12 protein-coding genes are annotated in these 16,025 nt (G+C 70.6%); 8 read left to right on the top strand and 4 right to left on the bottom strand.

Annotation, left to right across the window (positions count from 1 at the left end):
• Positions 1 to 82 precede the first annotated feature (82 nt).
• Positions 83 to 841 (top strand): SDR family NAD(P)-dependent oxidoreductase, encoded by a 759-nt coding sequence (locus tag SLINC_RS16080; protein ID WP_067445397.1) that lies wholly within the window; start codon positions 83 to 85, stop codon positions 839 to 841.
• A 55-nt stretch (positions 842 to 896) separates the two neighbouring features.
• Here the strand turns inward: SLINC_RS16080 and pepN are convergent, their stop codons facing one another.
• Both pepN and SLINC_RS16070 read right to left on the bottom strand, forming a co-directional pair.
• The gene (gene pepN / locus SLINC_RS16075) at positions 897 to 3,473 is read right to left on the bottom strand and encodes an aminopeptidase N (RefSeq protein WP_067432766.1); all 2,577 of its coding nucleotides are present in this window, start codon (positions 3,471 to 3,473) and stop codon (positions 897 to 899) included.
• 154 nt (positions 3,474 to 3,627) lie between these two features.
• On the bottom strand, positions 3,628 to 4,644 hold the full coding sequence (locus SLINC_RS16070; protein ID WP_067432763.1) for an aspartate-semialdehyde dehydrogenase: 1,017 nt from the start codon (positions 4,642 to 4,644) through the stop codon (positions 3,628 to 3,630).
• Positions 4,645 to 4,960: 316 nt separating this feature from the next.
• On the opposite strand from SLINC_RS16070, the gene SLINC_RS16065 reads away from it, so the two are divergent.
• Positions 4,961 to 5,488, top strand: coding sequence for an RNA polymerase sigma factor (locus tag SLINC_RS16065; protein WP_079165120.1), 528 nt, complete (start codon positions 4,961 to 4,963; stop codon positions 5,486 to 5,488).
• A 1-nt stretch (position 5,489) separates the two neighbouring features.
• A complete protein-coding gene (locus tag SLINC_RS16060; protein ID WP_067432757.1) occupies positions 5,490 to 6,227 on the top strand; it encodes a hypothetical protein in 738 nt (245 codons plus the stop codon).
• A 48-nt stretch (positions 6,228 to 6,275) separates the two neighbouring features.
• Here the strand turns inward: SLINC_RS16060 and SLINC_RS16055 are convergent, their stop codons facing one another.
• Positions 6,276 to 9,593: a S8 family serine peptidase gene (locus tag SLINC_RS16055; protein ID WP_067432754.1), complete on the bottom strand. Its 3,318-nt coding sequence runs from the start codon at positions 9,591 to 9,593 to the stop codon at positions 6,276 to 6,278.
• Between the two features lie 236 nt (positions 9,594 to 9,829).
• On the opposite strand from SLINC_RS16055, the gene SLINC_RS16050 reads away from it, so the two are divergent.
• The 5 genes from SLINC_RS16050 to SLINC_RS16030 all read left to right on the top strand — a co-directional run bounded on the left by SLINC_RS16050 (position 9,830) and on the right by SLINC_RS16030 (position 15,662).
• Positions 9,830 to 10,294, top strand: a complete 465-nt coding sequence (locus SLINC_RS16050) for an NUDIX hydrolase (protein WP_182449172.1) — start codon at positions 9,830 to 9,832, stop codon at positions 10,292 to 10,294.
• Between the two features lie 232 nt (positions 10,295 to 10,526).
• Positions 10,527 to 12,287, top strand: coding sequence for a TIGR03767 family metallophosphoesterase (locus SLINC_RS16045; protein ID WP_067432748.1), 1,761 nt, complete (start codon positions 10,527 to 10,529; stop codon positions 12,285 to 12,287).
• 101 nt (positions 12,288 to 12,388) lie between these two features.
• Positions 12,389 to 13,540, top strand: coding sequence for a serine hydrolase domain-containing protein (locus SLINC_RS16040; RefSeq protein WP_225988409.1), 1,152 nt, complete (start codon positions 12,389 to 12,391; stop codon positions 13,538 to 13,540).
• Positions 13,541 to 13,569: 29 nt separating this feature from the next.
• On the top strand, positions 13,570 to 14,709 hold the full coding sequence (locus tag SLINC_RS16035) for a serine hydrolase domain-containing protein (RefSeq protein ID WP_067432745.1): 1,140 nt from the start codon (positions 13,570 to 13,572) through the stop codon (positions 14,707 to 14,709).
• 17 nt (positions 14,710 to 14,726) lie between these two features.
• The gene (locus SLINC_RS16030) at positions 14,727 to 15,662 is read left to right on the top strand and encodes an LLM class flavin-dependent oxidoreductase (RefSeq protein WP_225988410.1); all 936 of its coding nucleotides are present in this window, start codon (positions 14,727 to 14,729) and stop codon (positions 15,660 to 15,662) included.
• On the opposite strand, the gene SLINC_RS45940 is transcribed toward SLINC_RS16030, so the two are convergent.
• On the bottom strand, positions 15,594 to 15,812 hold the full coding sequence (locus tag SLINC_RS45940; protein ID WP_310736450.1) for a DUF397 domain-containing protein: 219 nt from the start codon (positions 15,810 to 15,812) through the stop codon (positions 15,594 to 15,596). The two genes, SLINC_RS16030 and SLINC_RS45940, sit on opposite strands and share 69 nt — an antisense overlap.
• Positions 15,813 to 16,025 lie beyond the last annotated feature (213 nt).

Below are 16,025 nucleotides of genomic sequence, written 5' to 3'. Positions count from 1 at the left end.
GGCCGGGTGATGAGCATCCGGGGAGTCGTACGTCTGCATGGATGTCCCGTTCGACGTACGACTCACTTCCCAGGAGTTCACCATGCTGCTCACCGACAGGACCGCGGTCATCTACGGCGCCGGCGGATCGATCGGCGGCGCGGTCGCCCGTGCCTTCGCCGAGGAGGGTGCGCGGGTGCACCTCGTGGGCCGCACCCGTCAGACGCTTCAGGCGGCGGCCGCCGGCCTCAAGGGCGCCGAGGTGGCCGTGGTGGACGCGCTCGACGAGGCGGCCGTGGAGGACCACCTCGCCCGCGTCGGCGACGTCGACATCTCCTTCAACCTCGTCAGCCGCGGGGACGTGCAGGGCACCCCGCTCACCGACCTGGCCGTGGACGACTTCCTGCGGCCGGTGATCAACGGCGCCCGGGCCAACTTCATCACCGCCCGGGCCGCCGGCCGCCGCATGGCCGAGCGCGGTTCCGGTGTTCTCCTCACCCTCAACAGCGCCTCCGCGCACGGCAGTCCGATGATGGGCGGGACGGGACCGGCCGACGCGGCCGTCGACACCCTCGTCCGCAATCTCGCGGCGGAGCTCGGACCGCGCGGGGTGCGGGCGGTGGGCCTGTGGGCGGCCGGAGTGCCCGAGACGCTGACCCACGAGAAGCTCGCCGCCGTCGACCCCGCCATAAGCGAGGCCGCCGTCCAGGGCATCCTCGACCACCTCGCCGGGATGCGCATGACGCGCCGCAGCCCCACCCTCGCCGAGGTCGTCGCCACCGCCGTCTTCCTCGCCTCCGACCACGCGGCCGGCATCACCGGCACCTTCGTCAACGTCACCGGCGGAATGGTCGCGCGCTGAACGGGGAAGGGGGCGCCCGGCACAAGCCGGGCGCCCCCTTGAACGGCAGGGACGACTACTCGCCGGCCGCCGCGTCCGCCGCCTGTGCCTTCAGTGCCCGCTCCACCCCCGCGCGGGACTCCGAGACCAGGCGGCGCAGGGCCGCGTTGGGCTCGGCGGAGGCCAGCCAGGCGTCCGTCCGGGCGAGGGTCTCCTCGGAGACCTGGATGGTCGGGTAGAGGCCGACCGCGATCTGCTGGGCGATCTCGTGGGAGCGGGACTCCCAGATCTCCTTGACCACCGCGAAGTACTTGTCGGTGTAGGAGGCGAGCAGCTCACGCTGGTCGGTCTGGACGAACCCGCCGATGACGGCTTCCTGGACGGCGTTCGGGAGCTTGTCGGACTCCACGACCGACGTCCACGCCTCCGCCTTGGCCTCCTCGGTCGGGCGGGAGGCCCGGGCGGTGGCCGCGTGCCGCTCGCCGGCGGCGGTCCTGTCGCGCTCGTACTCGGCGGCGATCTCCGCCTCGTCGAAGCGGCCCACCGTGGTCAGCCGCTGCACGAACGACCAGCGCAGCTCCGTGTCGACGGCCAGGCCCTCGATGGTCTGCGAGCCGTCCAGCAGGGCCTCCAGGAGGTCCAGCTGCTCCGGCGTGCGGGCGGTCGCCGCGAACGCCCGCGCCCACGCCAGCTGGTGGTCGCTGCCCGCGGCCGCGGACCGCAGATGGGCCAGCGTGGCGTCCGTCCAGCGGGTCAGCAGGGCCTCGCGGGAGACCGGGGCGGCGTACAGCTCGATCGCCAGCTTCACCTGGCGGTGCAGCGACTGCACCACACCGATGTCGGACTCCTTGCCGATGCCCGACAGGACGAGGGAGAGGTAGTCGCGGGTCGCGAGCTCCGCGTCCCGGGTCATGTCCCACGCCGACGCCCAGCACAGGGCCCGGGGCAGCGAGGACTCGAAGTCGCCCAGGTGCTCCGTGACGAAGGCCAGCGACTGCTCGTCGAGGCGGACCTTCGCGTACGACAGGTCGTCGTCGTTGAGCAGCACGACCGCCGGGCGGCGCCTGCCGACCAGCTGCGGTACGGCCGTCAGTTCGCCGTCCACGTCCAGCTCGACGCGCTCGTCGCGGACCAGCTTGCCGCTGTCGTCGTCGAGTTCGTACAGGCCGACGGCGATGCGGTGCGGGCGCAGGGTCGGCTCGCCCTGGGCGCCGGTGGGCAGCGCCGGGGCCTCCTGGCGGATCGCGAAGGAGGTGATGACCCCGCTCGCGTCCGTCTCGATCTCCGGGCGGAGCACGTTGATGCCGGCCGTCTCCAGCCACTTCTTCGACCAGGCCTTCAGATCACGCCCGGAGGTCTTCTCCAGGGCGCCGAGGAGGTCGCTCAGGCGCGTGTTGCCGAACGCGTGCGCCTTGAAGTAGGCCTGCACGCCCGCGAAGAACTCGTCCTCGCCGACGTAGGCGACGAGCTGCTTGAGGACCGAGGCACCCTTGGCGTAGGTGATGCCGTCGAAGTTGACGAGGACGTCGTCCAGGTCGCGGATCTCCGCCATGATCGGGTGCGTGGAGGGCAGTTGGTCCTGCCGGTACGCCCAGGTCTTCATGGAGTTGGCGAAGGTGGTCCACGACTGCGGCCAGCGCGACTCGGGGTGGGCCGCCTGGCAGGCGATGGAGGTGTAGGTGGCGAACGACTCGTTCAGCCACAGGTCGTTCCACCACTCCATGGTCACGAGGTCGCCGAACCACATGTGGGCCAGCTCGTGCAGGATGGTCTCGGCCCGCGTCTCGTACGCCGCGTCCGTCACCTTCGACCGGAAGACGTACTGGTCGCGGATGGTCACCGCGCCCGCGTTCTCCATCGCGCCCGCGTTGAACTCCGGCACGAACAGCTGGTCGTACTTCTTGAACGGGTACGCGTAGTCGAACTTCTCCTGGAACCACTCGAAGCCCTGCCGGGTCACCTCGAAGATGGCGTCCGAGTCGAGGTGTTCGGCGAGCGACGGACGGCAGTAGATGCCCAGCGGGACGCTCTGGCCGTCCTTCTCGTACACACTGTGGACGCTGTGGTACGGGCCCACGATCAGGGCCGTGATGTACGTCGAGATACGCGGGGTCGGCTCGAACTCCCAGACGTTGTCCTTGGGTTCGGGCGTCGGGGAGTTGGAGATGACCGTCCAGCCGTCCGGGGCCTTCACGGTGAACTGGAAGGTCGCCTTCAGATCCGGCTGTTCGAAGCTCGCGAAGACGCGGCGGGCGTCCGGGACCTCGAACTGGGTGTAGAGGTAGGCCTGGTTGTCGACCGGGTCGACGAACCGGTGCAGTCCCTCACCGGTGTTGGTGTACGCGCAGTCCGCGACGACCCGCAGGATGTTGCGGCCCGCGAGCAGGCCGGGCAGCGCGATGCGGGAGTCCGCGAACAGCTCCGCCGGGTCGAGGTGGTCGCCGTTGAGGGTGATCTCGTGAACGGTCGGGGCCACCAGGTCGATGAAGGACTCCGTGCCGCCCTCGGCGACATCGAAGCGCACCGTGGTCACGGACCGGTAGGTGCCGCCCTCCTGCGCGCCGGAGAGGTCGAGATCGATCTCGTACGAGTCAACGGTGAGCAGCTTCGCCCGCTGCTGTGCCTCTTCGCGGGTCAGGTTTGTGCCAGGCACGCGGTCATCTCCTCGATATGTGTCGGTTCGGCCATCCTTCCATGGGACCCATGGCCAACGCGATGTCCCTTTCCCGCTGGTGGATCGATCCCGAGCACACCGAAGGGGGCGGTCACCGCGCATCGGTGACCGCCCCCTGGGACCGCGCCCGGCGTCAGCCCTTGAGCTCCGCCGCCACCAGTTCCGCGATCTGGATCGCGTTCAGCGCGGCGCCCTTGCGGAGGTTGTCGTTGGAGACGAAGAAGGCGAGGCCGTTGTCGACGGTCTCGTCGGTGCGGATACGGCCCACGAAGGAGGGGTCCTGGCCGGCCGCCTGGAGCGGGGTGGGGACCTCGGTGACCGCGACACCGGGAGCACCGCCGAGGAGCTCCTTGGCGCGCTCGACGGTGATCGGGCGGGCGAAACGGGCGTTGACCTGGAGGGAGTGGCCCGAGAAGACGGGGACGCGCACACAGGTGCCGGAGACCTTCAGCCCGGGGATCTCCAGGATCTTGCGGGACTCGTGGCGGAGCTTCTGCTCCTCGTCGGTCTCGTTCAGACCGTCGTCGACGATCGAGCCGGCCAGCGGCAGCACGTTGTACGCGATCGGGGCGACGTACTTGTTCGGCGCGGGGAACTCCGCCGCCGAACCGTCGTGGGTCAGCTTGGGCGCGTCGTCGCCGACCTTCTTGACCTGCTCGAACAGCTCGTCCACCCCGGCCAGACCGGAGCCGGAGACCGCCTGGTAGGTGGCGACGACGAGCGCTTCGAGGCCGGCCTCGGCGTGCAGCGGCTTCAGGACCGGCATCGCGGCCATCGTCGTGCAGTTCGGGTTGGCGATGATCCCCTTGGGACGGGAGGCGATCGCGTGCGGGTTCACCTCGGACACGACCAGGGGTACGTCGGGGTCGCGGCGCCAGGCGGAGGAGTTGTCGATGACGACCGCGCCCTGCGCGGCGACCTTCTCGGCCAGCGCCTTGGAGGTCGAGCCGCCCGCGGAGAACAGCACGATGTCCAGGCCGGTGTAGTCCGCGGTCGTGGCGTCCTCGACCGTCACGCCGTCCAGGACCGTCCCCGCCGAGCGCGCCGAGGCGAACAGACGCAGCTCCGTCACCGGGAAGTTGCGCTCCGTGAGGATCCTGCGCATGACCGTGCCGACCTGACCGGTGGCTCCGACGATTCCGACCCTCACGACGACTCCCTGTATGCGTGGCGTTCCTGTGTCCGGCGTTTCCATCATGCTGCCGACCCGGGTCCACCTGTCCAATTCTTTGCGCATCATGCCCGAGGGCCACCGCGCCCCGGCGCGGCCAACGGCTGCGGAACTTCCGCCGTACCCCCTGTGAACTGGAGAAATTCGCCCTACGGTCACGTCGCGCCGGAAGCTGTGCTGCACCGCGGGGCGGTGTGACGTACGCCTCCGCCGCGGGCCGGGAAACTCCTCCGAACGTTTCCGCCCCCACCGGCGTCATAGGGAAAACACGGAGGGCGGGGTGGGAGGGGTGGGTGTGCTGCGCAGAAGGACCCGCCGCGGCCAGGGGGACGTACGCGACGACCCTTTGGACGCGGCCCAGGAGCGCCGGGTGCGGGCGGTGCTCGCGCTGGGCGGTGTGCCGCAGGCGGACCTGCCGGACGGGGTGCAGCAGGTCCGCCTGCGGTTGCTGGAGCGGGCGGCACGCGGGGCCGAGGCGCCGCGGGACGTGTCCGCGTGGGCGGCGGTCGTCGCCTCCAACCTGGCCATGGACTGGCACCGCGCCAAGCGCCGCCAGGAACGGCTGGGGGAGCGGCTGGCCGCGCTCAGGCAGTCGGAGCACCCCTCCGGCGAGGACACCAGCCTGCTCTCCCTCGCCGTCGCGCGGGGCCTGGACGAGCTGCCCGACGCCCAGCGCCAGGTCCTCGTCCTGCGTTTCTACGCCGATCTCCCGGTGCGCGGGATCGCCGAGGAGCTGGGCGTTCCCGAGGGCACCGTCAAGAGCCGGCTGCACACGGCGGTACGGGCCCTGCGCGCCCGCCTGCACGAGGACGAGGTGGTGTGACATGACCGTCGAACACGACGCGTACGACGGCGTCGACCCGCTGATGGCCGCGCTCACCGACGACCCGCTGCCGGACGCGGCCCGCGAGGACCCCGCCTTCCTGGCCGAGCACCGCTCGGCGCAGGCCGACCTCGCGCTGCTGCGCGAACAGCTGGGCGTCATCGGGCACGCGCTCGCCGACCCCCTGCGGCCCGCCGCGGCCCCCGAGCCGGTTCCCCGGCGACCGCCCCGCACCCGCCGCCGCGCACGCACGATCGCCTTCGGCAGCCTGGCGGTGGCCGCGGTCGCGAGCGTGGTCGCCGGAATGGGGTGGCTGGCCGTGGAGGGCGGCGACGCCCTGACGTCCGGCGGCGACGCCGACGCGGCCTCGGAGAGCAAGCAGGAGGACGGCGGCGGCCTCCTCTACGGCAGTCCCCGCTACCTCGCCTGCACCGTCCTCGTCGCCGAGGCCACGGTCACCGAGGTCGAGCCGCTGCCCGAGACCGAGCAGCTCCGGATCACCGTCCACGTGGTCCGCTACTTCAAGCCGGACAAGGGCGGCCCCGCCGATCTCACCCATGTGATCGACCAGTACAGCGTCACCCCCCTCCACAAGGGAGACCCGGTGCTGATCGGGGTACGGGAGGGATCCGGCCAGGCCGCCGACTACTGGGCCGTGGGCGAGAAGGCGGTCGCCCGGGACCGGGCCAGGGTCGTCGCCTCGCTGCCCGAGTCACGCGGACTCACCTGCGGACAGTGAAAGGGCGGGCGCCCGTACGGACGCCCGCCCTCACCGCCGTAGGAACGACTACGGCGTGACCTTCTCGATCTTCACGTTGCCGATGCCCGCGGCCGTGCCGCGCGCGTTGACCAGCTGGACCTGGCCGAAGAACTCACGGCCCTCCGGAGCGGCGGCCCGGGCGGTGACACTCGCGGAGACGTCCGCGGTGGCGCCCGTGGCGAGCTTCACCGGCGCCGACCCGTCGACGCTCACACTGCCGAGCGCGTCGGAGAAGAACACGTCCTGGTAGTCGTACGCGGTGGACCCGGCCGGGACCGCGTAGCCGATGACCTGGATCGTGTACGTGCCGGCGGCCGGCTTCGGAAGGGACACCGACTCCTCCGAGTCACCGTCGGCGGACAGGCCCACCTGGGTGCCCGCCGCGTCCAGCACGACCAGGTCGAGGTCGGCGGCCGGGTCGGAGACGTTGCCGATGGCGATGTCCAGGGACGAGGCGCCCGCGGGCACCGCGACCGTGGTCTCCTGGGTCACGCCCTGTGCGATCGTCGGACGGGCCGCCTTGGCCGAGCCGAGCGGACCGCCCACCAGCTTGCCGTCGATCGCGGCGAACTTGTTCGTCACCTTCCAGGAGGCGGCGGCCGGGGTACCGACCTTGGCCTCGGGCACGGTCACGGTCTCCGGGTCGAAGGCCGCGCCGAGGACGGCGACGTCCAGCTTGTACGGGTTGTCGAGCAGCGGCGAGGTGCGGCGCGACTCGACCTCGATCTCCCAGACACCCGGCACCGGGTCGGCGTAGGACCGCACGTCGGGCCGGCAGGGGGTGCTGGCCGGGTTGCTGTAGTTCGAGTAGCAGTTGATCGTCGAGGTCGAGTCGACCGGAACGCCGTAGGGGTGGATGGCGATGAACCGGGTCTGGCTCGTGCCCTTCAGCCCGCCGATCGCGACCTCCAGCGACTTGGCGCCCTCGGGCACGGTCACGAAGTACGACCTGCTGCTGTTGCGCTGGATCGTGTCCGACGCCGCGTAGGTGTACTTCAGCGGCTGCGAGACCACGACCGTGGACAGGACCTGGTGGTCGATGCCCTCGGTCTTCGGGTCGTCGACCTCCAGGATCGCGCTCTTGATCCCGGCGGACTTCGGCGCGGCCTGGACCTTGACGGTGACCGGCTGGTTCAGCGGCAGCTTCACCTCGTCGGAGCCGACGATCCGGAACGTGTCGGCCGCGTTGTTCTCGAAGTGCAGCTCGTGGCGGATCGCCTTGTCGGCGCCGGACGTACGGGTGATCGTGACGTCGTACGTCTTCTTCTGACCGGCCTTCAGGCCGCCCTCACGGTCGTAGAGACCCGTGCCGGAGCCCGGCGTCTTCAGGAACTGGTCGATCGCGGTGTCGACCGGGGCCTTGACCGCGTAGTCGTGGGCGGTGGCGCCCTCGCGGATCGACTTCCAGGCGTCGACGATGTTCATGAGGCCGACACCCTCCTCGTACGCCTGCACACCCTTGATGTGGTCGGCGGTCGAGGTCAGCGCGGTGCGCAGGGTGGCCGGGGTGAGCTCGATGCTCTTGGCCTTCGCGGCGGACAGCAGCAGCGCCGAGGCGCCCGCGGCCTGCGGGGAGGCCATCGAGGTGCCCTGGAGCATGCCGTAGCCGGCCGGCAGGGAGTAGCCCGACTCGACGACCGGGGCGCCCGGCAGCCAGGTCTGGATGGTGTTGACCGCGGCACCCGGGGCGACCAGGGTCGGCGTGAAGCCGCCGTCCTCACGCGGACCGCGCGAGGAGAACGGCATCATCGCGTACTTCTTCTCCACGACCGAGCCGTAGTTGGCGGCCCAGGTCTCCTTGGAGATGGACGCGCCGACCGAGATGACCTTGTCGGCCAGGGACGGGTCGCCGATGGTGTTGGCGCCGGGGCCGGAGTTGCCCGCGGAGATCACCAGCTGGACGCCGTAGGTGTCGATGAGCCGGGTGTACAGCTCGGCGCGCGCGTTGTTGCCGTCGTTCAGCGCGGGCAGGCCGCCGATCGACATGTTGACGATGTCGACGCCGCGGTTGGCGACGAGGTCGATCATGCCCTCGGTGAGCGCCACGTTGGTGCAGCCGGGGCCGAACTCGCAGGCACGGGAGGAGACGATCTTCGCGCCGGGGGCGGCGCCGTTCATCTTGCCGCCGAACAGGCCGTGGGCGGCGGTGATGCCGGCCACGTGGGTGCCGTGCTCGCTGGAGATCATGCCGATGTTGACGTAGTCGGCCTTGTCACCGGCGGCGTTGTAGACGACGTCCTTGCGGATCTCGATCACGAACGGGATCCGCTCGGCGACCTCGGTCGCCGGGTTGTCCGTGCCGAAGTAGCCGATCTGGTAGCCGTCCTTGTACGGCTTCATCGGCGTCTCGTCGGTGAAGTCGTGGTCGTCGTCCAGGTCGACGCGCGCGGTGCCGGTGGCGGCGTCGTACAGCACGCCCCAGACGTCGGTCTTGTCACCGTCGCGGTTGACGTCGCCGGCCTGGTCGCCGCCGGCCGTCGCGGACTCGTAGAAGTAGTTGAACTTGTACGAGCCGCCCGGGGCCGTGAAGGACTCGGTGGAGCCGCCGGCGGGGGTGGCCGAGAACACCGGGCCGGCCACCGAGGCGAGCATCCGGCGCCAGGAGCCGTCGCCGTCGGAGACCGGGTCGGTCGAGGTGACCCAGTCGACGATCTTGCGCTCGCCGGTGGTGGTCTTCTGGAGCGCCGGGTGGGCGAGGTCCACACCCGAGTCCAGGACACCGATGGTGATGCCCCGGCCGTCCGCCTTCGGGTTCTTCTTCACGAAGTCGACGGCGCCCGTCTCGAAGGACGGGTTGTACGGGTTCTCCGCCGGGGTCTTCTTGTCCGGCGCCGGGTAGCTCGCCGTCCCCTTGCCCGCGGCGCCCTTCGCGGAGTCCGCGGCCGGCGTCGGGTCGTCCAGCGGGATGTCCTGCTTGAGGTCGATCCCGTGCACGGAGGAGAGCTTCGTGGCGGCGGCGATGGCCGAGTCGGCCTTCGAGGTGGGGACGGTGGCCCGGACGTAACCGAGCTTGTCGTCGGTGCGGCCCACGAGGCCGCCCTGGAGCGAGTCCAGCTGCTCGGCGACCTGCTCGGTCTTCCCGGGCGCCGTCGCCACCATCATCGTGACGCTCTTGGCGCCGTCGGCCTTGGCCTCGGTGAGGGCGTCGGCATCGTCGGAGCCGAGCTTGTCGTGGGCGGACTTCACGCCCGGGTCGGCGGCGACGGGCGCCTCGTCGGCGGCCAGGGCCATGGGTATCGGCCCGGCCGCGGAGAGCGCGGCCACCAGTCCGGCGGCCACGGCTATCCGGGCCACGCGTCTCGCGTTCGGTCTCGGCTCGCGGTCGCGCTGGGGAGTGAGGGTCATCGGCATCCCTTGTAGGTAAAGGAACGAACGGTGTGCGACCAGGACTGATCGGCCCCGGTCGCAGTCGCACATCCTTACGCATGTGAAGAATGTGTAGGTGGAGTTGACCGAATCGATATGGGCCCATAGGGAAAACCCCCGATGGCATATCGGGTGACGGCGGGTGAAGCTCGCGAGTCGCCCAGAACGGTGAGCGAGGGACGTAAGCGATGGCCGTCCTGGGCTAACGTCCTTGCATGCGACGGAAGTTGAGGGTGGCGGCCTACGCCATATGCGTACGGGACGGGCAGATCCTGCTCTCCCGGTCGCCCGCACCGGACGGCGGCCCCCCGGAGTGGGTGCTCCCCGGCGGGGGCATGGACCACGGAGAGGATCCCCACGACACCGTCGTGCGCGAGGTGGCCGAGGAGACCGGATACCGCATCGAGGTCACCGGCCTGCTCGGCATCCGTTCCTCGCACCGTGTCTTCCCCCGCCGCCTGCGCCGCTCCGTCGACCACCACGGCGTCGGAATCGTCTACGAGGCGCGCGTCACCGGCGGCGAACTCCGCTACGAGGTCGGCGGCTCCACGGACATGGCCGCCTGGCACGATCTGGACGCCGTACCCGGCCTGAACCGGGTCGTCCCCCAGGTCGATTTCGGCCTCGGCCTCTGGCGGGAGCGGCCGACGACGGGACGGGTGGTCCTGCCGGAGACATAGCTGCACTGCCCCGCAACATGAACTGCGCGTGACCGCCTCCCGGCCGTTCGGAGAGCTGTCATGGACGCGCAGGGTTTGCCAAGATCGACGTACGGTGATCGGCGTTACCCGTTGCCGCCTCGTTCACGCGCAGGTCATTCCCACTGCCAACGATCCAGAGTGAGCGGGATGTTCGCGACAGCGACCGCCCCGCGACCACTGCCGACGCGTTCGCACTCGGGGAGATCGCGCCATGTCGCGCACACGCTCTGTCGCCGGCTCCGCTCTGGGGCCCCACCGCCGTTCCGTCCTCGCCGCCACCGCGGCGGTGTCCCTCTCCGCGGGGGTCGGCTACGCCCTGCGGCCCACCGACAGCCAGGCCGCCACCGCGGCCGGACAGCCCGCGGCCGGGGCGCCCGTCGCCCACTCCCGCAGGGCCCCCGCCGCCCCCCTCGCCCCCTACACCCGCGGCACCACCACCGCGACCGTGGCCACCCCCCGGGGCAGCTCCGGCTTCCGCCGCCTCGGCGACGGCCCCGGCTGGCACCGCAAGGTCCGCGGCGAGCTGGCCGCGCCCAAGACGGGCCGGATCGGGCGCCGCACCGCGCTCGCCGCGTTCGTGCAGCTCACCGACCTGCACCTGATCGACGCCCAGCACCCGATGCGGCTGGAGTACCTGCGCTCCACCGACGTCCACGCCTGGCGTCCCCACGAGGCGCTGACCGTACCCGGCGCCATCTCGCTCGTGGAGCGGATCAACGCGCTGCGGGGCGCCCCCGTCACCGGCTCCCCGCTGCACTTCGCCATGACCACCGGCGACAACACGGACAACAACTCGGGGACCGAGCTGGAGTGGTTCCTCACCATCATGAGCGGCGGCCGGATCACCGCCAACTCCGGCGACCCCCGCCACTACGAGGGCGTCCAGAACAGCGGCATCAAGCAGTACTGGCAGCCCGACACGGCCGTCCGGGACGCCGACAAGCAGCTCGGCTTCCCCCACATCCAGGGCTATCTGGCCGCCGCCCTGCGGGAGTTGAACAGCCCGGGCCTCAACCTGCCCTGGTACTCCACGGTCGGCAACCACGACTCCATGCCGCTGGGCTGCTACGGCCTGGGCGACTCCTGGCTCGCCGAGTACGCCGTCGGCGGCAAGAAGCTGATGAACATCCCCGCCTCCGACGCCAAGAAGCTCCAGAACGCCATCAGGGACGCCAAGGACCCGCAGGGCACCGCCTTCCGCGACTTCCTCAAGTCCCAGGCCCGCAACATGCGTTCGGTCACCCCCGACGAGCGGCGCGCCCCCTTCACCGCCACCGAGTACCTCAAGGCCCACCTCGACCCGGCCTACCGCGGTCTGGGGCCGGTCGGCCACGGCTACTCCACCGCCAACCTCGAAGCGGGCACCCAGTACTACAGCTTCCGCATCGCCGACGACGTCATCGGCATCAGCCTCGACACCACCGACGCCGGCGGCCACTACCAAGGGTCCATCGGAACCGCCCAGTTGAGGTGGCTGGACCGGACCCTGCGGGAGAACAAGGACTCGTACGCGGTGATCTTCAGTCACCACACCAGCCAGACCATGACCAACACCCGCCCCGACCCCGCCCGCCCCAGCGAGCGGCGCCACAACGGGCAGGAAGTCGTCGCCCTCCTCGGCAGCCACGCCAACGTCCTCGCCTGGGTGAACGGCCACATCCACCGCAACGACATCACCCCGCACTCCGCACCCGACGGCCGCTCCTTCTGGGAGATCTCCACCGCCTCCCACGTCGACTTCCCCCAACTCGCCCGCGTCATCGAGCTGGTGGACAACAAGGACGGCACCCTCTCGATCTTCACCACCTGCGTGGAGTCCGCGGCCCCCCACCGCACCGACTTCACCGACCTCTCCCAGACCGGCCTCGCCGCCCTCTACCGGGAGCTGTCCTACAACGCGCCGGGCGCCAACATGAACCTCGGCGGCGATCCGAAGGACCGGAACACCGAACTCGTGCTCAGGAAGGGCTGAAACAGACTCAACCCCGGTACACCCCCTCAACCTCCGCGCCACCTTCCCGGTCTGCCTCCCCGACCACGCCCGACGGCGGGCGTGACGAGAAGGGGGAGCACATGAGCACGCGCATGACCGTACGGACGACCCTGGTGGCCGCGACGGCCGTGGCGCTGTCGGCGGCCCTGGCGGGGCCCGCGTTGGCGGCGCCGGCCGGGAACGACGACCACGGGCCGACCCGGCAGGCCGTCCAGGCCGTGGTGAAGGACGGGGTGCCCGGGGTGACGCTGACGGCGAAGGACGGGCGGAACGTCTGGTCGACGACCGCGGGGGTCGGCGACCTGAAGACCGGGAAGCCGCGTTCGGCGGACGACCGGTACCGGGTCGGGAGCATCACCAAGACCTTCGTGGCGACCGTGGTGCTCCAACTGGAGGCGGAGGGACGGCTGTCGCTGGACGACTCGGTGGACAAGTGGCTGCCGGGCCTGGTCCGGGGCAACGGCCACGACGGCCGCAAGGTGACCCTGCGCCAACTCCTCAACCACACCAGCGGCATCTACAACTACACGGCCGACGAGACGTTCGGGCGGACGTACTTCCTCAAGGACGGGTTCTTCGAGCACCGTTACGACACGCAGGAGCCCGAGGAACTGGTCGCGATCGCGATGGCCCACAAGCCGGACTTCGCGCCGGGCACGTCCTGGAACTACTCCAACACCAACTACGTCCTGGCAGGCCTGGTGATCGAGAAGGCCACGGGGCGTCCGTACGGCGAGGAGATCCGCCGGCGCATCATCAAGCCCCTGGAGCTGGACGGCACGTCGGTGCCCGGCACCCGGGTCACCGTCCCGCAGCCCAGCAGCCGGGCCTACTCCAAGCTGGCGGAGACGGCGACGGGACCGACGTACGACGTCACGAAGCTGAACCCCTCGCTGGCGTTCTCCGCGGGCGAGATGATCTCCGACTCCGCCGACCTGAACCGCTTCTACTCCGCCCTGCTGCGGGGCCGGTTGCTGCCGCCGAAGCAGCTGAAGCAGATGAAGACCACGGTCACCGACGAGACCTTCCCGAACACGGGCTACGGCCTCGGCCTGATGGACCACAAGCTCAGCTGCGGCGTCCACGTGTGGGGCCATGGCGGCGGCATCCATGGCTCGGTCTCCGAGGCTGTGACCACCGCAGACGGCCGTCACTCGCTCGCCTTCAACCTCAACGGCGACTGGTCGGGGGACACCCAGGCCGTGATCGAGGCGGAGTTCTGCGGCAAGTGAGGGCACCGGAGACGAGAGGAGGGACGGGCATGACCGTCCGGACGACACTGGTGGCGGCTACGGCCGTGGCACTGTCGGCCGCGCTGGCCGCACCCGCGGTCGCGGCCTCGCCCGGCAGCGGCGGCGACGACCACGCCCTCACCCGCAGAGCCGCCCAGGCCGCTGTGGCGGAGGGCGTGCCCGGAGTGACGGTCGCGGTCAGGGAAGGGCACCGTACCTGGTCGACGACGGCGGGCGTCGGCAATATCAGGACGGGGCAGCCGCGTTCACCGCACGACCGGTACCGCGTCGGCAGCGTCACCAAGACCTTCGTGGCGACGGTGCTGCTCCAACTGGAGGCGGAGGGACGGCTGTCGCTGGACGACTCGGTGGACAAGTGGCTGCCGGGCCTGGTCCGGGGCAACGGCCATGACGGCCGCAAGGTGACCCTGCGTCAGCTCCTCAACCACACCAGCGGCACCTTCGACGTCCTGGCGGACCCGGGCTACCGGCGGACGTACATGTCCGCGGAGGGCTTCTTCGAGCACCGCTACGACCGGCTCACACCCCAGGACCTGGTCGCGATCGCCATGTCCCACGAGCCGTTCTTCAAGCCGGGCACCTCGTGGCGCTACTCCAACACCAACTACGTCCTGGCCGCCCTGGTGATCGAGAAGGCGACGGGGCATCCGTACGGCGACGAGGTCCGCCGGCGCGTCATCGACCCGCTGCACCTGAACGCCACATCGGTCCCCGACCGCCGGGTCACGCTGCCCCGGCCCGGCAGCCGCGCCTACTCCAAGCTGGGCGGGCCGGACACCGGACCGACGTACGACGTCACGGAACTCAACCCCGGCATCGCCTACGGCGGCGGCCAGATGATCTCCAGCTCGGCCGACCTCACCCGCTTCTACAGCGCCCTGCTGCGGGGGAAGCTGCTCCCGCCCGAGCAGCTGAAGAAGATGAAGACGACGGTCAAGGCCGCGGAGAGGTACGGCTACGGCCTGGGCCTCGTCGACGTCGAACTCAGCTGCGGTGTCCATGTGTGGGGCCACGACGGCGGCATCCACGGCTCCAACACGGACGCGGCGACGACCCAGGACGGCCGTCACTCGGTGGCCGTCAACTTCAACGGGGACTGGTCGGGCAACACGGAGTCGGTGTTCGAGGCCGAGTACTGCGGACGGTAGAGCGGACCTTGGGCGGGGTGAAGCTCGACATTCTCAGCGAGATCCAGGATTCCAGCCCCTGGCACGACGAGGACCACGAGCACCGCCCCATCACCCAAGCCACCGAACAGGGGGTGCCGGCCGACGAGTTGGGCTACGGCTGCTGGCGGCAGGTCGAGCACCACGGCGCGGAGGAGTTCAGTCTGTCCTCCGCGCCGGAGCTGCTGCTCGCCGCGCTCTCCCAGCGGACCTCGCGCATCCGCCTCGGCCGCGCCGCCGTCCTCGCGCCGCGTGAGAGCAACCATCCCATCCGGATCGCCGAACGCGCCGCGATGCTGGACCAGTTGAGCGCCGGGCGGGCCGAACTGGGCCTGGCCCGCCCGGTCCGGCCCGACTGGCGGCTGTTCGGCGCCGACCCGGAGACCGTGCGGGAGCGGACCGGGGACGCCTTCGAGGCCGTACCGAAGATGTGGACGGGGGACATGTGGTGTACGGCTGGTGCCGGGGCCCTACCATCGGCCGCACCCTCCGCTCTGGCAGGCGGCGTCCAGCCCGGTGTCCTTCGAGGAGGCGGGCTGGGGCGGAGTCGGGGTGCTGGGGATGACGTTGTGGGAGCTGCTGGCGACGATGGAGCGCGAACAGGCCCTGATGACCGCCCCTCGGGCGGTGGCCTCGCCGGCGACTTCCTGCGCGCGGAGGCCGCGTCCGGGTCCGCTCCCAGCCCCGCCGCCCTGGTCATCGGCCGCATCCTCCAGGGCGAAACCGTCCCCGACGACGAGGTCTACCAGGCCCTGTCCGAACAGAACTCCCTGATCGTCGGCAGCCCCGACACCTGCCGCAAGAACCTCCGCGCCTTCGCCGACCTGGGCATCGACCGCCTGATGTGCTTCCAGCAGGTGGGCGCACTACCCCACGAGAGCGTGCTGCGGAGCATCCGGCTGGTGGGGGAGCTGATCCCGGAGTTCGACGGTTAGGAGACGTGGGCGAGGAAGGCGCGCCAGGCGGTGGTGGGGAGGCAGAGCGGGGCCGGTGGGGTTCTTGGAGCCGCGGATGGCGATGCCCGTGCAGGGCGTGCGGGCGGCTTCGAGGCAGTTCTGGCCGATGCCGTCGCTGTAGGACTTCAACCAGGCGTCTTCGGGGGCGATTTCGGGAGTGGTCAGATGAACCGGTCGACTTCACGGCACTGTCCGAGACCGGCTTCTGTACTCGGTGCGCCCGTGTTCGCCGACTTGGCCGTCTCGAAGTCGCTGGAGCGCGTGCGAACCCCGGGAGCATACGGCTGGGTGTTCCTCGCCCTCTTGGTCCCGGATGGCACTTGAGGCGGCGAACGTGTGTTC

Origin of the sequence: Streptomyces lincolnensis (assembly GCF_001685355.1) — a bacterium.
In the GTDB taxonomy this organism is placed as follows: Bacteria; Actinomycetota; Actinomycetes; order Streptomycetales; family Streptomycetaceae; genus Streptomyces; species Streptomyces lincolnensis.
This window is presented reverse-complemented; position numbering and strand designations above follow the sequence as displayed.

Coding starts and splice junctions, on each gene's coding strand:
- SLINC_RS16080 (WP_067445397.1), top strand. CDS start 83: ATGCTGCTCACCGACAGGACCGCGGTCATCTACGGCGCCGGCGGATCG.
- SLINC_RS16040 (WP_225988409.1), top strand. CDS start 12,389: ATGAGCACGCGCATGACCGTACGGACGACCCTGGTGGCCGCGACGGCC.
- SLINC_RS16035 (WP_067432745.1), top strand. CDS start 13,570: ATGACCGTCCGGACGACACTGGTGGCGGCTACGGCCGTGGCACTGTCG.
- SLINC_RS16045 (WP_067432748.1), top strand. CDS start 10,527: ATGTCGCGCACACGCTCTGTCGCCGGCTCCGCTCTGGGGCCCCACCGC.
- SLINC_RS16060 (WP_067432757.1), top strand. CDS start 5,490: ATGACCGTCGAACACGACGCGTACGACGGCGTCGACCCGCTGATGGCC.
- SLINC_RS16050 (WP_182449172.1), top strand. CDS start 9,830: ATGCGACGGAAGTTGAGGGTGGCGGCCTACGCCATATGCGTACGGGAC.
- SLINC_RS16055 (WP_067432754.1), bottom strand. CDS start 9,593: ATGACCCTCACTCCCCAGCGCGACCGCGAGCCGAGACCGAACGCGAGA.